At 60.6% G+C, this 17,891-nt stretch carries 15 protein-coding genes; 6 read left to right on the forward strand and 9 right to left on the reverse strand.

Annotated elements, in window-relative coordinates; all coding sequences use genetic code 11:
* The first annotated feature begins 157 nt into the window (after positions 1-157).
* From FAA97_RS15350 to FAA97_RS15375, 6 genes are all read left to right on the forward strand, one after another.
* Complete coding sequence (locus tag FAA97_RS15350; RefSeq protein WP_246041512.1) at positions 158-712, forward strand: biliverdin-producing heme oxygenase; 555 nt, start codon at positions 158-160, stop codon at positions 710-712.
* On the forward strand, positions 675-3,224 hold the full coding sequence (locus FAA97_RS15355; protein ID WP_136599443.1) for an HWE histidine kinase domain-containing protein: 2,550 nt from the start codon (positions 675-677) through the stop codon (positions 3,222-3,224). The genes FAA97_RS15350 and FAA97_RS15355 overlap by 38 nt, the downstream gene beginning before the upstream one ends.
* A gap of 84 nt (positions 3,225-3,308) precedes the next feature.
* On the forward strand, positions 3,309-3,767 hold the full coding sequence (locus FAA97_RS15360; protein ID WP_136599444.1) for a DUF5680 domain-containing protein: 459 nt from the start codon (positions 3,309-3,311) through the stop codon (positions 3,765-3,767).
* Between the two features lie 77 nt (positions 3,768-3,844).
* Positions 3,845-7,228: a hybrid sensor histidine kinase/response regulator gene (locus tag FAA97_RS15365; RefSeq protein WP_136599445.1), complete on the forward strand. Its 3,384-nt coding sequence runs from the start codon at positions 3,845-3,847 to the stop codon at positions 7,226-7,228.
* On the forward strand, positions 7,221-8,150 hold the full coding sequence (locus FAA97_RS15370; protein ID WP_136599446.1) for a response regulator transcription factor: 930 nt from the start codon (positions 7,221-7,223) through the stop codon (positions 8,148-8,150). The genes FAA97_RS15365 and FAA97_RS15370 overlap by 8 nt, the downstream gene beginning before the upstream one ends.
* 146 nt (positions 8,151-8,296) lie before the next feature.
* Positions 8,297-8,830 (forward strand): AAA family ATPase, encoded by a 534-nt coding sequence (locus FAA97_RS15375; protein ID WP_136599447.1) that lies wholly within the window; start codon positions 8,297-8,299, stop codon positions 8,828-8,830.
* Positions 8,831-8,892: 62 nt separating this feature from the next.
* Here FAA97_RS15375 and FAA97_RS15380 read toward each other — a convergent pair whose 3' ends face one another.
* The 9 genes from FAA97_RS15380 to FAA97_RS15420 all read right to left on the reverse strand — a co-directional run bounded on the left by FAA97_RS15380 (position 8,893) and on the right by FAA97_RS15420 (position 17,857).
* Complete coding sequence (locus FAA97_RS15380) at positions 8,893-10,008, reverse strand: branched-chain amino acid ABC transporter substrate-binding protein (protein WP_136599448.1); 1,116 nt, start codon at positions 10,006-10,008, stop codon at positions 8,893-8,895.
* A gap of 163 nt (positions 10,009-10,171) precedes the next feature.
* Positions 10,172-10,525 (reverse strand): DUF6867 family protein, encoded by a 354-nt coding sequence (locus FAA97_RS15385; protein WP_136599449.1) that lies wholly within the window; start codon positions 10,523-10,525, stop codon positions 10,172-10,174.
* A gap of 18 nt (positions 10,526-10,543) precedes the next feature.
* Entirely contained in the window at positions 10,544-11,272 is a 729-nt protein-coding gene (locus FAA97_RS15390) for an ABC transporter ATP-binding protein (protein ID WP_136599450.1), read from the reverse strand.
* Positions 11,272-12,144, reverse strand: coding sequence for an ABC transporter ATP-binding protein (locus tag FAA97_RS15395; RefSeq protein WP_136599451.1), 873 nt, complete (start codon positions 12,142-12,144; stop codon positions 11,272-11,274). The genes FAA97_RS15390 and FAA97_RS15395 overlap by 1 nt, the downstream gene beginning before the upstream one ends.
* Positions 12,144-13,538, reverse strand: coding sequence for a high-affinity branched-chain amino acid ABC transporter permease LivM (gene livM / locus FAA97_RS15400; RefSeq protein WP_136599452.1), 1,395 nt, complete (start codon positions 13,536-13,538; stop codon positions 12,144-12,146). Before livM ends, FAA97_RS15395 begins: the two co-directional genes overlap by 1 nt.
* Before the next feature lie 4 nt (positions 13,539-13,542).
* Positions 13,543-14,445 (reverse strand): branched-chain amino acid ABC transporter permease, encoded by a 903-nt coding sequence (locus FAA97_RS15405; RefSeq protein ID WP_136599453.1) that lies wholly within the window; start codon positions 14,443-14,445, stop codon positions 13,543-13,545.
* A gap of 273 nt (positions 14,446-14,718) precedes the next feature.
* Positions 14,719-17,145: a GcvT family protein gene (locus FAA97_RS15410; protein WP_136599454.1), complete on the reverse strand. Its 2,427-nt coding sequence runs from the start codon at positions 17,143-17,145 to the stop codon at positions 14,719-14,721.
* A gap of 137 nt (positions 17,146-17,282) precedes the next feature.
* A complete protein-coding gene (locus FAA97_RS15415; RefSeq protein ID WP_136599455.1) occupies positions 17,283-17,579 on the reverse strand; it encodes a type II toxin-antitoxin system RelE/ParE family toxin in 297 nt (98 codons plus the stop codon).
* The gene (locus FAA97_RS15420) at positions 17,576-17,857 is read right to left on the reverse strand and encodes a ribbon-helix-helix domain-containing protein (protein WP_136599456.1); all 282 of its coding nucleotides are present in this window, start codon (positions 17,855-17,857) and stop codon (positions 17,576-17,578) included. Before FAA97_RS15420 ends, FAA97_RS15415 begins: the two co-directional genes overlap by 4 nt.
* Positions 17,858-17,891 lie beyond the last annotated feature (34 nt).

Below are 17,891 nucleotides of genomic sequence, written 5' to 3' on the forward strand. Positions count from 1 at the left end.
CCGTATACGTCGTTTGACGTAGGTGCCGGGGCAAAGCACGCCTGTGGGCCGAGCGTAAACCGTATTTTGGCGAAGCGCTTGTGTTGATGTGGCTGTAGCTTATATGCTGAACTCAGACACAAGGACGACCATGGACCTTCCGAGCCGCCGCCTACACTTGAAGAATGCCACCGATGCGGCGCACCGATCTCTCGATTCGATGATCGGCGACTTCGATGGTGTTGAGAGCTATCAACGCTATCTGCAGGGCATGGCGCGTTTCCGCCTTCCCGTCGACGCCTGGCTGGCAGCCAGGCCGATGCCGCAGGAACTCGATGACTGGCGCCCGGCAATCTATGACGACGCCTTGCGCGCCGATCTCGATGATCTCGGCCTCAGGCATCCCGACTCGCTGTCTTCCTTCGCACCGCCGGAAGGAGATGGCCTGATCGGTCTCCTTTACGTGCTGGAGGGATCGACGCTCGGCGCCCGGATCCTGGCGAAGCGCGCCGAAAAACTCGGCTATCGCGACGACTGCGGGGCCCGACATCTTTTTTCGCAAGCGCGGAACCTATCGAACTGGTCTGCGTTCTCCGAACGTATGGAGAGAGTGTGCGCGTACGACCAGCAGGCTGCTGTGTCCTGGGCAAATGCCACTTTTGAATATGCCCGCCAAGCCTTTGAAAGTTCTTTAGATGCAGCCTGCCCAAACGGTCGATCTGACCAATTGTGATCGTGAACCCATCCACATTCCCGGCGCCATACAACCACATGGGTGCCTGCTTGTCTGTGATCCAGGCCTCACCAGAGTTCGTCGCTTCTCGGCAAATGCCGCCGACATGCTTGGCATTGACCGCGAGATCGCCGGCCGCGCCCTGATCGAACTGCTCGGTGACGAGACCGTCCATGATCTGCGCAACGCCATTGCCATGGCACCGGATGCCAGTCGCCCGGCAGTGATTGCGCATATGCGCCTGCCGACCGGCAGCTATTTCGACATCGCCGTCCACCGGCAGAATGGCGAGGCGCTGATCGAGTTCGAGCCGTCGCTGCGCCGCACCCAGCCCTTGCAGCTCGCGCGCGAGATGATTGGACGCGTCAAGGATATTTCCGATATCGATGCGTTGATCCAGGCCTCCGCCCGCCTCGTGCGCGGCGTGCTGGGTTACGACCGCGTGATGATCTACCGCTTCGAGGAGGATGGCTCAGGCAAGGTCTCGGCCGAAGCGAAGCGCGCGGATCTCGAGAGCTTTCTCGGTCAGTATTTTCCGGCGACCGACATTCCCCGCCAGGCGCGTGTCCTCTACATGCAAAACCCGATCCGCGTCATCGGCGACGCCAGCGGCACGCGCGTTCCGCTTCTGCCGGAGGACGAGGAGCGTCGCGCCCCGCTCGATCTATCCTTCGCGCATCTGCGCAGCGTTTCGCCGATCCACTGCGAATATCTCCGCAACATGGGTGTTTCGGCCTCCATGTCGATCTCGGTCATCATCAACGACAAGCTCTGGGGGCTGATCGCCTGTCATCACTATGCGCCCAAGGTGCTGTCGATGTCGGAGCGCATCGCTGCGGAAATGTTCGGCGAATTTTTCTCGCTGCATCTGCTCGCCCTGAAACAGAAGCGCAAACTCGACATTTCAACAGACGCACGGCGATCGCTTGACCGCTTCCTGCAGGAAGCGTCCGGCCGCTCCGATGTTCAGGAAATCCTTGCGGAGGCCCTGCCCGAACTGCAAAAGCTCTTTGCCTGCGATGGCGTCGGTCTGTGGATGAACGGCAACTGGACCCCCCACGGCGCCACGCCGCCGCGGGGCGCGGAGGACGACCTTGCCCGCTTCATCACCGATGTTGCCGGTGGCCAGATCTGGGCAACCCATGCCTTGAGCCGCGATTTTCCTGCAGCGGAAGCGTATTTCGAGGAAGTCTCCGGCGTGATGGCCATACCGCTGTCGCAGCTGCCCAAGGACTATCTCTTCTTCTTCCGCAAGGAGCGCCTGCAGACGCTGAACTGGGCCGGCAATCCGGACAAATCGTATGACACGGGACCGCTGGGGGACCGGCTGACCCCGCGCAAGAGCTTCGCGATCTGGAAGGAAACCGTCCAGCGTCAGGCCGAGCCATGGCGCGAGACCGATCTGGAAATTGCCGAAGCGATCCGCGCCGCCACGGTCGAAATCGTCCTGCGCCACAACGAACTGATGGAGAACGAGCGCAGCAAGGCCGATGTGCGCCAGCGTATGCTGAACGAAGAGCTGAACCACCGCGTCAAGAACATCCTCGCCGTGATCAAGTCGCTGGTTGCCGCGCCCAACAAGGACGCGCTCCCGAACGACGACTATATCGGCGCACTTCGCGGTCGCATTCAGGCGCTCAGCCATGCGCATGACCAGGTTATCCGCGGCGGCGGCGGCGGCAAGCTCGCCGAACTTGTCGATGCCGAGCTCCTGCCCTACCGAACGGGAACGACGGCGATCTCGCTGGCCGGACCGCCGATATCGCTCGACGCGCGCGCCCATTCGGTTGCGGCCCTCGTCATTCACGAACTCTGTACCAACGCCGCAAAATACGGCGCCCTGTCGCGACCGAACGGTACGCTCACCATTCGCTGGGAGATGACCGACGAAGGCGACTGTCAGATCATCTGGCAGGAGCGCGGCGGCCCGACCGTCGCGCCTGTCACCCGCAAGGGGTTCGGCACGGCCCTGATCGAGCGCAGTGTCCCCTATGATCTCGGTGGCACCAGCCATCTAGACTATCAGCCCGAAGGTTTGACCGCGCATTTCTGCATCCCCGGTCGCTTCGTTACCTGGGACGCCGATGATATCGAGACACAGGCGGCCGTCGAGAAAAAGGAATCGATCGCAACCGCTGCCCCGATTGATATCAACGTGCCCGTGCTGCTTGTCGAAGATCAGGTCCTGATCGCCATGGATGCCGAAATGATGCTGGCCGATGCCGGCATCGAAACGGTGGTGACGGCAAGCTCGAGCAGCGACGCCCTGACGCGCCTGAAAAGCTACACGCCGACGATTGCCATTCTCGACATCAATCTCGGTCGCGACACCTCTGTGCCTGTCGCCGAAGAGCTCGTCCGCCGCGGCATCCCCTTCGTCTTCGCCACCGGCTACGACGACCGCTCGGTCATTCCCGACGAGCTTCTCTCAATCCCGGTTGTACGCAAGCCCTATGATGCGACCGCGCTGATAAAGGCGCTGACCTCCTGCCTGGCTGAGGGAAACACGTAACGGCTCGCACCCCTGGATTGCCAGGGTTGTTTGAGCTGGGTCGCGGCGGTACGTTCCCCCTATGTTCACGCACGGGAGGGAACCATGAAGTCGCTCGAACAGTTCATCGTCGAGGCCAAGGGGGGCACCTACATGGCCGGCAAGACTGCAGCAGAGATCCCGAGCCGTCTGGGGGCCAAGGACATCGCTTATGAGAACGGCCAATACCGCTACCTCGACAGTTACTACGGCGGGACCGACTTCGTCGGACAAGAGGCCATCTGGCACAAGGGAACACCGGTCTGGGCGATGAACTATTATGGCCGCATCGTCGACGCCACACGCTTTGACGGAGAAAAAGCAGGCATCGTCATCAAGCAGGCCCTTCTTGCCCTCTATCAGGAGAAGCGCTTCCTGGGTGGTTTCGCCTACCGCCATCCGCTCGGGGAGTATATCGACGAGACAGCCGGCGACTATCGCAGCTTCACCGGCATCGAGCGCATTCTCGTAGACGGCGCCCTCGCCTATCGGCTGGACTATCATGGCGGTCTGATCATCCCGTAAGCGGTCTTGCTTTCCGCGCCAATCCCATGACAATGCCTAAATCAACATCACTCAATGATGAGCGCTAGATTTTAGGCATGCCAGCCCGCCAACGCATCATTCCCGTTCGACGGGACTACAATCGCTGGGTCGCGAACCAGACGCTTGAGGATTATGCACTGCGCTTTACCGCAAAGGGCGCGCGACAATTTTCCTCCAGCCGCATTTCGCAGACGGCAATCGGCGCAATCTCATTTCTGGCGCTGGAAGCGATCGGCGGGACGATCACCATCGCTTATGGCACCACCAATGCCTTCTTCGCCATTCTGGTCGCGGCCATCCTGATGCTGCTGATTGGTGTGCCGATCAGCAAATACGCGATCCGCAACGGCGTCGACATCGATCTCCTCACGCGAGGCGCGGGCTTCGGCTATATCGGATCCACGATCACCTCGCTGATCTATGCCAGCTTCACCTTCATGCTCTTCGCCATCGAAGCCTCGATCATGACCAAGGCGCTGGAACTCGCCTTCGGCATTCCTTTGTGGCTCGGCTATTTCATCTCCGCCGTCGTCGTCGTGCCGCTCGTCACCTATGGCGTCAGGATGATCTCGAAGTTCCAGCTGATCACCCAGCCTTTCTGGATCGTGCTGAACATCGCACCATTCGTCTTCATCGCTTTTCTGGATTGGGAAAAGATCGAGCTTTGGCGCGCTTTTGCCGGGGTCGACCATTCGAACGCGCATCTTGGACAGGTTGCGCCCTTCGACCTTCTGGAGTTCGGCGCCGCATCCGCCGTCATCCTTGCGCTGATGCCGCAGATCGGCGAGCAGGTGGATTTCCTCCGCTTCCTGCCGCCGAACGGCGCCCGGAAGCTGCATCACCGCATCGCCGTCTTTCTCGCCGGTCCCGGCTGGGTCGTGCTGGGTGTGCCAAAACTCCTCGCCGGCTCCTTCCTGGCGGTGCTGACGCTGTCGACCGGGGTGCCGATCAACGAGGCTGCGGATCCAGCCCACATGTATGTCGCGGCCTTCGGCTACATGATCCCCAATGACACGGCAGCCCTTTTGCTGATGGCCGGCTTCGTGGTGATTTCGCAGCTGAAGATCAATGTGATGAACGCCTATGCAGGCTCGCTGGCCTGGTCGAACTTCTTTTCCCGCCTGACCCACAGCCATCCGGGCCGCGTCGTCTGGCTCGTCTTCAACGTCGCCATCGCGCTTCTCCTGATGGAACTCGGCATCTACAGCCTCCTGGAACAGACGCTCGGCATCTTTTCGATCATTGCCATGAGCTGGCTTTGCGCCGTGTCGGCCGATCTCTTCGTCAACAAGAAGCTCGGCCTGTCGCCGGATGGCATCGAATTCAAGCGCGCCCATCTCTACGACATCAATCCGGTGGGCTGCGGCACGATGGCGATTTCGGCCGGCGTGGCGCTTGCCGCCCATTTCGGCCTGTTCGGGCCGCTGGTCGCGTCGCTTTCCACCTATCTCACCCTGATCGCCTTCATCATCTCGCCGCTGATCGCCTGGGTTACCGACGGCAAATTCTACCTGGCCCGCAAGCCGCGCCGCAGCTGGAAAAACGCAACCGGCATCACCTGCTCGATCTGCGAGCACCCTTTCGAGCCGGAGGACATGGCCTGGTGCCCCGCCTATGCCGCACCGATCTGCTCGCTTTGCTGCACCCTCGATAGCCGCTGCCACGACATGTGCAAACCGCACGCCACCATCGATGCCCAGGCCGCCGTCGTCGCGCGGACCTTCCTGCCCGAGACGGTACTGCAAACCCTGTCGACGCGGCTCGGACGCTATGCCTTGACCGCACTGATCTCGATTGGCCTGATCGGCGCCATCCTGGCACTGATCGCCCACCAGGTGAATGCCGCGACACCTGAGATGGCGGCGGTGGTCAACCAGACGGTGCTCGTCGTCTTCTTCATCTTTGCCATCATGGCAGGCATCGTCTCGTGGTTCTACGTGCTGGCGCATGACAGCCGAGTGGTGGCGGAGGAAGAATCCTCGCGACAGAACACCCTGCTGCTCAAGGAAATTGCCGCGCACCGCAAGACCGATGCCGCCCTGCAGACAGCGAAGGAGACGGCGGAAGCCGCCAATCGCGCCAAGAGCCGCTATGTTGTCGGGCTCAGCCACGAATTGCGCACGCCACTCAACGCCGTGCTCGGCTACGCCCAGATCCTCGAGCGCGACGAGACAATTCCCGCACCGCGCCAGTCCGCGATCAAGGTCATCCGCCGTTCGGCCGATCACCTCTCAGGCCTGATCGATGGCCTGCTCGACATCTCCAAGATCGAGGCGGGCCGCCTGCAGGTCTTCTCCAACGAGGTCAACATCCAGGACTTCCTCGACCAGCTCGTCGACATGTTCACGCCGCAGGCCGCCGCCAAGGGCCTGGCCTTCGAGCACCAGCGGTCGGGCAACCTGCCGCTCTACGTGCGCACCGACGAGCGCCGCGTCCGCCAGATCCTGGTCAACCTTCTCTCTAATGCCATCAAGTTCACCGACACGGGCACGATCCGTTTCGACGTTGCCTATCGCAGTCAGGTCGCCACCTTCACCGTCAGCGATACGGGCCGTGGCATCGCGGAAAAGGACCTGAACCGGATTTTCGAGCCCTTCCAGCGCGGCGAAGCCGACAATGTCAGGCCGATGCCCGGCCTCGGGCTGGGGCTAACCATCACCAAGCTCCTGACCAACACGATGGGCGGTGAGATTGCCGTTGCAAGCGAGCGCGACACCGGCACCACATTCAAGGTCCGGCTGATGCTGTCGGCGATCGACCGCCCCAACACCGCCCCCGCACCGGAACGCCGCATCGCCTCCTATACCGGGCCGCGCCGGACGATTGTGGTCGTCGACGACAACGAAGACCATCGCGAATTGATGCGCGAGGTACTGGCGCCGCTCGATTTCGTCGTGCTGACCGCCGAAAGCGGACCGCAATGCCTGACGCTGATCGATGGCGTGAAGCCTGACCTTTTCCTTGTCGACATATCCATGCCCGGAATGAACGGCTGGCAACTTGTGGAACGGCTGCGCGATGCTGGCCAGAAGGCGCCGATCCTGATGCTCTCGGCCAATGTCGGCGATGCGCCGGCCTCCGGCGGCGAGGGCCATGACGATGCAATTGCAAAACCCGTCGATATCGGGCGACTGCGCGACAAGCTTGCCCGGTATCTGGGGCTCGACTGGATCTACGCCGACGATAAGCGTCCCTCCGTTGCCGCGTCGCGAGCGGCACGCCCGGTCTCGCCAGGTCACATGCATATCGAGGAATTGCTAAGCCTCTGCGACATCGGTTATGTCCGTGGCATTGAAGCCAAACTTTCGGCGCTATCCGACACGCCTGAAAATGCCGCGTTCATAAACCAGGCGCGGGTTCACTTGCAGGGCTTCGACATGGCCGGGCTGCGCAGCTACTTCGCATCCTTCGAGGCGGGAAAGGAAACCGTTGATGGCTGAGACCCAGCGCCGCGACATTGTTCTCCTGATCGATGACAGCCCAGAAGCACTCGGCTTTCTCACCGAGGCCCTGGAGGCCTCAGATTACTCCGTGCTGATCGCCACCTCGGGCAAGGCAGCCCTCTCGATCGTCGATCGCATTAGCCCGGATCTCATCCTCCTGGATGCGGTCATGCCCGGCATGGACGGGTTTGAGACCTGCAAGGCGCTGAAGGACGATCCGCTTGTCGCGCAAGTCCCGGTGATCTTCATGACCGGCCTCACCGAGACCGAACATGTGGTCAAGGCACTCGACTGCGGCGGCGTGGACTATCTGACCAAACCGATCAATATCGATGAATTGCGTGCGCGTCTGCGCGTACATCTGTCGAATGCCAGGTCAGCGCAAAGCGCCCGCGTCGCGCTCGATGCCGCCGGACGCCACCTGGTGGCAATCGGTGGCGACGGCCATGTGCACTGGACGACTCCGCAAGCCAACCGGCTGATCGAAACCGCAACTGGTCAGGCTGACGGCATCACCGCGGTGGCAGCCGTGGCGGCCGACTGGATCGGCAAACGGCCGCCGATCGGCGCCGCCTCGCTGAGCCCGGCAGGCGCCCTCACCTATCGCAGCCCAGGCGGCCACAGCTTGAGCCTCGCCTTCCTCGGCACCGTCGGCATGGACGAACATCTGTTTCGCCTGACGGCAGCCGACACACGCAGCGAAGACGAAATCCTGCGCGGCCATTTCGGCCTGACACAACGCGAGAGCGAGGTCCTGCTCTGGATTGCCCGAGGCAAGCCCAACAAGGACATCGGCGAAATCCTCGGCCTATCGGCACGCACCGTCAACAAGCACCTCGAACAGATCTACGCCAAGCTCGGCGTGGAAAACCGCGCCTCCGCTGCCGTGAAAGCGGCGCACGCGCTGCGCGAGACGTGACGGCGGGATAGCCCAAAGACGAGGCATCTCCGCCTGAACCCGGCCCGCCATCCCCAGACGCCTTCGCATGCAGACAACGAGCCGTTTCCACTCGCCGGCTCAGGCACATGGGCCAAGGCGCACGAGAAAAAACAAAGGACACGATGATGGACAATTTCGTCATCCTCACCGGATGCTCCGGTGGCGGAAAATCGACGCTGCTGGCAGAACTCGCTCGCCGTGGCTTGGCCACGGTCGAAGAACCGGGGCGGCGCATCGTACGGCATCAGCAGGCGATCAGCGGCAGGGCTCTGCCCTGGATCGATCTGGCGGCTTTCGCCCAAGAGGCCATCCGGCTGGGGCGGGAAGATCGCAGGCGCATGGCCGGACACGGTGGCAGGGTGTTCTTCGATCGTAGCCTGATCGATGCCACATCCGCTCTTGCTATCGCCACCGGCGACCAATCTGAGATCGAAGCGCTCAGAACCGATGGCCGTTATCATCACCGCGTTTTCGCCGTCGCGCCATGGCCGGAAATTTTCGTAGAAGACCAGGAGCGCCGCCATGACTTCGCGGCCGCAGTCGAAGAATACGAAAGGCTCGGCGCTCTCTATGCGGATCCCGGCTACACCTGGACGATCATCCCGAAGGCATCGATTGCGGAGCGTGCCGACTTCGTCCTGCGCACCCTGGAGAACTGAGGCTCAAACGCAGAAAACCCGGCGCAAGGCCGGGTTTTCCGTTCAACCGATCTGGGATCGACTTAGTTCTGGAAGTAGGAATACTTGCCGTCGTCACCCTTCTTCCAGGTGTACATGACGTAGTCCGGACGGGTGATGTCGCCCTTGGCGTCGAAGCCGAGTTCGCCGATGACAGTCGTGTACGGACCCTTTTCCTTCATTGCGGTCGCAACGGCTTCCGGATCAGCAGAACCGGCAGCCTTGGCAGCCGCTTCGATGACCTGCAGGGCAGCGTAGGAGTAGAGCGTGTAGGCTTCCGGCTCGAAGCCAGCGTCGCGGAACTTCTTCACGGCGTCGGCAGCGTTCGGGTTCTGGCGCGGATCCGGCGGGAAGGTCATCAGCGTGCCTTCGACAGCGTCGCCAGCGATCGAAGCCAGTTCGTTCGAGGTGATGCCATCGCCCGACATCAGGGTTGCGTCGAGGCCCTGCGAAGCCATCTGACGCATGATCAGACCAGCTTCGGTGTGCAGACCGCCGAAATAGACGATCGAAACGCCGGCTTCCTTCATCTTGGCGATCAGGGCGGAGTAGTCCTTTTCACCAGCCGTGATGCCTTCGTAGACGACTTCGGTCACGCCGAGGCCGTTCATGGCCTTCTTGGTTTCGTCAGCCAGGCCCTGACCGTAAGGGGTCTTGTCGTGAACGACGGCAACCTTGGCGTCCTTGAAGTTGTCGGCGATGTACTTGCCGGCGACTTCGCCCTGCTGGTCGTCACGACCGCAGACGCGGAAGGTGTTCCACAGGCCGCGCTCGGTGTAGTTCGGGTTCGTCGAAGCAGGCGTGATCTGCAGGATGCCGTTTTCGGCATAGACTTCAGACGCCGGGATCGAAACGCCCGAGTTGAAGTGGCCGATGACAAACTTGACGCCGTCAGCAACGAACTTGTTGGCGACCGAAACGCCCTGTTTGGCGTCCGAAACGTCATCGCCGAGCACGATCTTGATCTGCTCGCCGTTGATACCACCGGCTGCGTTGATGTCGGCGGCAGCCTGCTCGGCACCCTTCTGGAGCTGTGCACCGAAGGCGGCGTTCGGGCCTGTGAGCGGGCCGGCAACGCCGACGAGGATTTCGGCATAGGCGTTGCCGCTGAAGGCAACCATGGCCGTCAGCGCCACTGCCGAAAGAAGAGACTTCTTCATATTGTAACTCCCAAGTTTTTAGTGCGGGTCCGTTATAAAACCCTGCGCAGCACCCGCCCGGCTGCGCCGGTAAACTGTTCCACTCTCAAGGGGTCGGGCTTTGCGCCTCTTTCACCCCCTCATCGTCTTCCGTCGCCAATCTGCGACAGAAAACAACGACTTGTCAATCTTTGTTCTTCCACGAAAAATACGAGGTTCGCTCGTAAAGCCAGTAGTAGTTATCGACCATCTGCGTGGTCCGGCGCGACTGGAAACCGGCAATGGCCCAGGCCAGCAGAAGCACGACATCGATGACGTAAAAGAACGGGCTGATGAAGGGGCCGGCGAACAGCGAATAGTGCAGGAAGCGCATCGCAACGGCGAGACCCAGGATATAGACGAACACCGTGCCGTAGCCCTGCCAGCTCTCGGCAACGGCCTTGCCGGTACGCCACGCCGTCCAGAAGCCGAGCAGCAGCACCAGGAAACGCAGGACGTAGCGGACCGTTGTGTCGCTTTCGAAAAACAAACCTTGCATGTCAATTACTCCCCGCGCTCAGTGATGGCCGCCTTCGAGATAGGCCGCCCGGACCGACGGATCGGCCAAGAGTTCCCGTCCCGTACCGCTCATCGTCACCTTGCCGTTGACCATGACATAGGCACGGTCGGACAGCTTCAGTGCGGCAAAAGCGTTTTGCTCGACGAGGAAGACGGTCAGCCCCTCCTCCTTGTTGAGCCGCTTGATCTGCTCGAAGATGCCCTTGACGATCAGCGGCGCCAGACCAAGCGACGGCTCATCGAGAAGCAGAAGCTTGGGACGCGCCATCAGCGCGCGACCAATGGACAGCATCTGCTGCTCCCCACCGGAGAGCGTGCCGCCACGCTGGGCCTGACGTTCCTTCAGACGCGGAAACATGTCGAAAACCTTTTCGACGTCTTCCTTGAAGTATTTCAGGTTGTCGAGGCCCGCGCCCATCTGCAGATTTTCGAGCACCGTCATGCGCGGGAAAATGCGACGACCTTCCGGAGACTGCGCGATGCGCTTTCGCGCGATCAGATGCGTCGGCATCTGCGTGATATCCTCGCCGTCGAAGATGACCTTGCCGGCCCGCGCCTGCGGTGACCCGCAGATCGTCATCATCAGCGTCGACTTGCCGGCACCGTTGGCACCGATCAGCGATACGATTTCGCCCTTGTGCACTTCGACATCAACGCCGGAGAGCGCACGGATATTGCCATAGTACGTTTCTACGGCCTGTACTTTCAGAAGCGGTTCAGAGGACATCAGTGTTCTCCCCCTGCAACGGCTTCGACTTCATGGATTGCTTCATCCAGCTCTTCATCCTCGACACCCAGATAGGCCGCAATGACCTTCGGGTCGTTCTTCACGTGGTCGGGTGTGCCATCGGAGATCTTCTGGCCGTATTCCAGCACCACGACATGATCGGAAATCTGCATGACGACGGACATGTCGTGCTCGATCAGGAGCAGCGAGGCGCCCTCGTCCCGAATGCTGCGCAACAGGGTGTTAAGCGCCAGCGATTCCTTCGGATTGAGGCCAGCCGCCGGCTCATCGAGGCAAAGCAGCTCGGGTCCGGTGCACATGGCGCGGCAGATTTCCAGACGGCGCTGGGCGCCGTAGGAAAGATCGCCCGCCGGATCGTCGGCGCGATCGATGAGATCGGCCTTTTCCAGCCAGAACCGCGCCTTCTCGATCGCCTCTGCCGCCGCCTTCTTGTAGGCTGGCAGTCCGAGCAGGCCGAGAATGGTGTAACCGGAAGCCTTCATCAGCGCGTTGTGTTGCGCCACCAAAAGGTTCTCAAGCACGGTAAGGCCTGAGAAGAGCCGGATGTTCTGGAATGTGCGAGCAACCTTGGCCTTCTTGGTGATCTCGAAATCGGGCAGACGCTCCAGCAGATACTGATCGCCGGAGGCCTGATTCATCGTGATCATGCCCATGGTCGGCTTGTAGAAGCCGGTGATGCAATTGAAGACCGTGGTCTTGCCCGCACCGTTGGGGCCGATCAGCGCGGTGATGTCGCCGCGCTTGGCTTCGAAGGAGAAGTCGTTGATTGCCATCAGACCACCGAAGCGCATCGACAGATGCTCGACTTTCAGAATGGTGTCTTTGTTCATTGTCGTATTCCCGGAAGCCATCAGCCGTGACCTTCCTTGGTAAAGCTACCCGAGACAACCTTGCGCTCCTTGAGGAAGGCTGTCGGTTCCCGGCTGCCGACAAAGCCGCGCGGCTTGAACAGCATCACGATGACCATGGCAAGACCGAAGAGGATCATGCGGTAGAGCTCGGGCGTGAAGTCGGGACCGAAGATGTGCTTCAGGAACTCCATTTCGCGCAGGGCTTCCGTACCACCGATCATGACGATGGCGGCAACCGCAATGCCCGTCAAAGAGCCCATGCCGCCGAGGACGACGATGGCGAGGATGACGGCGGATTCCAGAAAGACGAAGCTTTCCGGCGAAACGAAGCCCTGGCGGGCGGCGAAGAACGAGCCGGCGAAACCGCCGAACATGGCACCGATCGCAAAGGCGGTCAGCTTGGTCGTCACCGTGTTGATGCCGAGCGAGCGGCAGGCGATCTCGTCTTCACGCAGCGCTTCCCAAGCACGGCCAATCGGCATCCGGCGAAGCTTGATCGTGACATAGGCCGTCAGGCAGCAGAGCGCCAAGATCACGTAGAAGAGGTAGATCTTGTAGTAGGCGGACGACATCGGCAGATCGAAGGTCTTGGCGAAGCCGGTGGCCGACGCGTTGAACTCGATGCCGAAGAACGTCGCTTTCGGAATGCTCGAGATACCGAAGGTACCACGGGTCACGTCCTGCCAGTTGATCAGCACCAATCGGATGATTTCCCCGAAAGCGAGCGTCACGATGGCAAGATAGTCACCTCTCAGACGCAGCACCGGGAAGCCGAGAATGATACCCCAGAAGGCTGCAAGAATGCCGGCAAGCGGCAGGAGCAGCCAGAAGGACAGACCAAAATTCTGCGCAAGCAGCGCGTAGGAATAGGCGCCGACGGCGTAGAAGGCGACATAGCCGAGATCGAGCAGGCCGGCGAGACCGACGACGATGTTCAGCCCCCAGGCGAGCATGACGTAGATCAGGATCTGGATGCCGAAGTTGTCGACATATTTCAGCGACCCTTGAACACCCGTCAGCATGACGATCACGGGCGGGTAGAGGATGAGCGCCAGAAGCGCGATCTTCAGGAAATGCGTCTTGAAGAAGGCGGGCTTGGCATCGATCTCGTGGACCGGGACCGCGGCCGATTTCTTTTCCTTGCGCGCATAATACCAGGGCGCCAGGAAGGCGACCATGGCGAAGCGACCGCCAGCGGCGATGGCGACAAAGGCGGCGAGAAGCCCCCAGCGCGGATACCAGATCAGCTCATTGGCCATGTTCTGATCGGTCTTGATGCCGATATAGAGACTGAACAGACCAAGGGCCAGAAGACCGGCAAACAGGCCTTCCTTGATGGCGCGCGCAAGCGTGCCGGACGAAGCGGCAGTGTTTCCGTTTACAGACGTTGTCATCAGATCAAACCTTCTCGACTTCCGGACGTCCAAGGATGCCCGTGGGCTTGAAGATCAGCACGAAAGCCAGGATCGCGAAGGTCGCGACATCCTTGTAGGCGATGCTGAAATAGGCAGACCACAAGGACTCGATGAGACCGATCAGCAGGCCGCCGAGCACGGCACCCGGGAGAGAGCCGATGCCACCCAGGACGGCAGCCGTGAAGGCCTTGACGCCCGGAATGAAGCCGTCATGGAACGAGGCAACACCGTAATACATCAGGTACATGGTCCCGGCGACGGCAGCGAGTGCAGCCCCCATCACGAAGGTGACAGAGATCGTGCGATCAACGTCGACGCCGAGAAGCGCCGCCATCTTGCGGTCCTGCTCCGTGGCGCGCTGCGCGCGTCCGAGCGGCGTCTTGTTGACGATGTACCAAAAGGCCGCAAGCAGAACCGCGGTTACGACCACGATGATCACCTGCTTGAGCGCGATGGTGACGTTGCCGATATGCAGGACATCGCTGACCAGCGGCGGGATCGGCTTGTTGCGCGGACCCTGCGAGATCTGGATGAAGTTCGACAGAACGATCGACATGCCGATCGCCGTGATCAGCGGCGCAAGGCGGAAGGAACCGCGCAGCGGACGATAGGCCACCCGCTCGATCGTCCAGTTCCACAGACCTGTCATCAACATTGCGATGATCAGCATGATCAATAGCGCAAGCGCCACCGGAATGCCGGCAAAGAAGGATGTCAGGATGAGGAAGACGATGAGGGCAGCGAAGCCGCCAAGCATGAAGATATCGCCATGGGCGAAGTTGATCATGCCGATAATGCCGTAAACCATCGTATAGCCGATAGCCACGAGGCCATAGATGGATCCAAGTGTCAGCCCGTTGATGAGCTGCTGGATGAAGTACTCCATGTATTATCCCCCGGACGCATCTTGATGCTGCGTCTCATTTTGTTGTCCCTTTCGGGCGTAGGCGTCGGAGATTCCATACCGGTTCATCGAAAAATGTGAAGCTAAAAAGGCAGTCAGCGATGAAAATGTTACTGATAACCAACAGTTTGACGCCTAAGCCATCACAAAAGACGGGTTTGAGGCAGAAAAAGCTTATGAATTCAGCAGGTCGCCCCAGGCGACCTGCTTTTTACGCTTTCGCATGAATGCAGAGCCTTTGTTTCAAAAACAAGATCAGCTGCGCATCCGCGACCCATTTGCATCAAATAGCGACATGGGCTGCAGTGTCGCAGACACGGAATCCCCAAGAATTTCGAGGCTCCAGCCGTCCACTTCGTCAGCCAGCGCCTTTGGAACATAGCCCATCGCCACCGAGACATTGCTGGCATGGGCATATCCGCCAGAGGTCACCCAGCCACAGACTTCCCCGTTAAACGAGATCGGTTCGTCACCGAGCACATCGGCATCCTTCGCATCGACCACGAAGGTGCGCAGTCGCAGTGCTCCACCGGATAGCTTTTCCTCGAGCGCCGCCTGCTTGCCGATGAAGCTCACATCTTTCTTGAGCGCCACGAACCGCGATAGCCCGGCTTCCAGCGGTCCGTAAAGCGGCCGGTACTCGCGCGACCAGCTGCCGAACCCCTTTTCGAGGCGGAGCGCGTTGAGGGCCCGGAGGCCAAACAGCGAAATGCCGAACTCAGCCCCCGCCTCCATCAGCGCATCGAAGAGGTAGCGCTGATATTCCGGTCGCATCCAGATCTCGTAGCCGAGATCGCCAGTATAGCTCACACGTCCGACCAGCGCCGGCGCCATGCCGAGATCCATTTCCCGGACCGACATGAAGGGCATGGCCTCATCCGAAACATCCAGATGCGTCAGCTTGGCGAGCACCTCGCGCGATTTCGGCCCGGCGATCGATAGCCCCACCAGACTGAGATTAAGCGCCTCGATGTCGACGGAGCCATCTTCCGGCAGATGGCTCTCGAACCAGCGCATGTGGTAGTCCTCTGCAATGCCGGAACCGATGATGAGAAAATCCTCGTCATCGAGATTGGCGACGGTAAAATCGCCGATCAGCTTGCCGGCCTCGTTCAGCATCGGCGCCAGCGCCATGCGTCCGACTTCCGGCAGATTGCAGGCAAGCATGCGGTCGAGCCAGTCATGTGCGCCCTCCCCGCTTACCATGTATTTGGCAAAGCCCGAGGTCTCCATGAGACCGACGCTGTCGCGAACGGCCTTCGCCTCGCGGCCGACCGCCTCGAAGTCGGTCGAGCGGCGCCACGAAAACGCGTCCTCCACACCTTCGGGCGCAAACCAGAGCGCCGTCTCCAGGCCATAGGAGGCCCCGAACACGGCACCGGCAGCTTTCAGCCTATCGTAGATCGGCGTGGTAAGAAGCGGACGGCCCGCCGGCAGCTCCTCATTCGGATAGCGGATCGAGAAGCGGCGGGAATAGTTCTCGCGCACCTTGGCATTGGTATAGGCGAGCGTCGCGTAGTCGCCGTAGCGGCAGACATCCATGGCAAAGACGTCAAAGCCCGGATCGCCATTGATGATCCACTGGGCGAGCGCGAGGCCAACACCGCCGCCCTGGGAGAAGCCCGCCATCACAGCGCAAGCCGACCAGAAATTCGTCATGCCGCGCACCGGTCCGACCAGAGGGTTGCCATCCGGCGAGAAGGTGAAGGGGCCGTTGATGATCTTCTTGATGCCGGCGTTGTTGAAGGCCGGGAAATGTCGGAAGCCGACTTCCAGCTCGCCGGTGATGCGCTCGAGATCTTCCGCCAGCAGTTCATGGCCGAAGGTCCAGGGCGTTTCGATCGGCGACCAAGGGCGGCAATCCTTTTCATAGGTCCCCATCAGCATGCCGTTGCGCTCCTGGCGGATATAGATCTCGCCGTCGAAGTCGACGCAGTGCATCAGCTCCTTACCGGTCGTCTTGTTGAACTCGATGACCTCGGGCATGTCCTCGGTGATCAGATACATGTGCTCCATGGCGAGCACCGGCAGTTCCAGCCCGACCATGCGACCGACTTCGCGCGCCCAGAGGCCGGCGGCATTGACGACATGCTCGGCCCGGATCTCGCCCTTGTTTGTAATCACCCGCCAGGTGCCGTCCTCCAGCTGCACCAGATCCTCGACCTTGGTGTGCAGATAGATCTCGGCACCGTTCTTCTTCGCCGATTTCGCATAGGCATGCGTGGTGCCATAGGGGTCGAGATGGCCCTCATGCGGATCGAAGACCGCGCCGACGAACTGCTTGGGATCAAGCAGCGGCATCATCTCATGCGCCTCCTGCGCGGAAATCAGCGTCGCCTCACCGCCTGAATACTTGCCCTTGGCCAAGAGCGACTTCATCCAGTCGAAACGCTCATTGGTTGCCGCCAGCATCAGGCCCGAAGTCATGTGCAGACCGATATCCTGGCCGGAATACTCCTCGATCTCCTTGTAGAGCTCGACGGTATATTTCTGCAGCTTGGCAACGTTCGGATCGCCATTGATCGTGTGCATGCCGCCGGCCGCATGCCACGTCGAACCGGAGGTGAGCTCCGAACGCTCCAGGAGCACGACGTCGGTCCAGCCGAACTTGGTCAGGTGGTACAGCACCGAACACCCGACGACACCTCCGCCGATCACGACGACACGTGCATGGCTCTTCATGGAAAACGCTCCCTCTGGCGCAGTGGTTGACGCGACAAAGCTAGAATGCGCGCAGGAAAGCCAGAAGACCACGCTGCGACGAAAGATGTCGCATCATTGATAGCGAGTGTTCTATGGCCGGCGTGGGGCTAGATGTTTCACACCTCAAGTTCCTGACCATGCGACGCAATTCGCAGGATGATCACCTCTTCCCCTTCGACAAGAAAGGCGATGCTCACGTGCCGCTCAAAGCCCACGACCCGCAGGCCTTCCCGGATGTCATTGCGCAGGCTCCCGCGCATGGGGAATGTCTGAAAGGCTTCCAGAAAGCGGCGGATACGCAGAACGTAACCGCGCGCGATCACAGGCGAAGCGCTGGCAGATCGGACATACAGATAGATATTTCTAAGATCTTTTTCCGCTGAAGGCACGAGCCGCACGGCATATCGCTTCATCGCGCCGCGCGCTCGGAAGCTGACATGAAGCTATCGAGGTCAGAAAATGCGTCCTCGATTGACTTCTTTGCGCCCGGGTGGGCCTTGAATTCGTCGTAGGCCTGCGCGACGTCCTCGCGTAACCAACGCTCAAGCGTTGACTCTTTCAGAGCGAGCGCCTTCAACCCCTCGCTCACAACTTCAATCTCCGTGGCAAATTCGCCCGAGGCGACCTTCGCGCGAACGAGTTCTGCCATGTCTGCCGGCAAGGTGATTGTCAGCGATGCGGTTTTCGACATCAGGCTCGCCCTTTCTGGTTCAAGCATAGCACAG

Origin of the sequence: Peteryoungia ipomoeae (genome assembly GCF_004912165.1) — a bacterium.
In the GTDB taxonomy this organism is placed as follows: Bacteria; Pseudomonadota; Alphaproteobacteria; order Rhizobiales; family Rhizobiaceae; genus Allorhizobium; species Allorhizobium ipomoeae.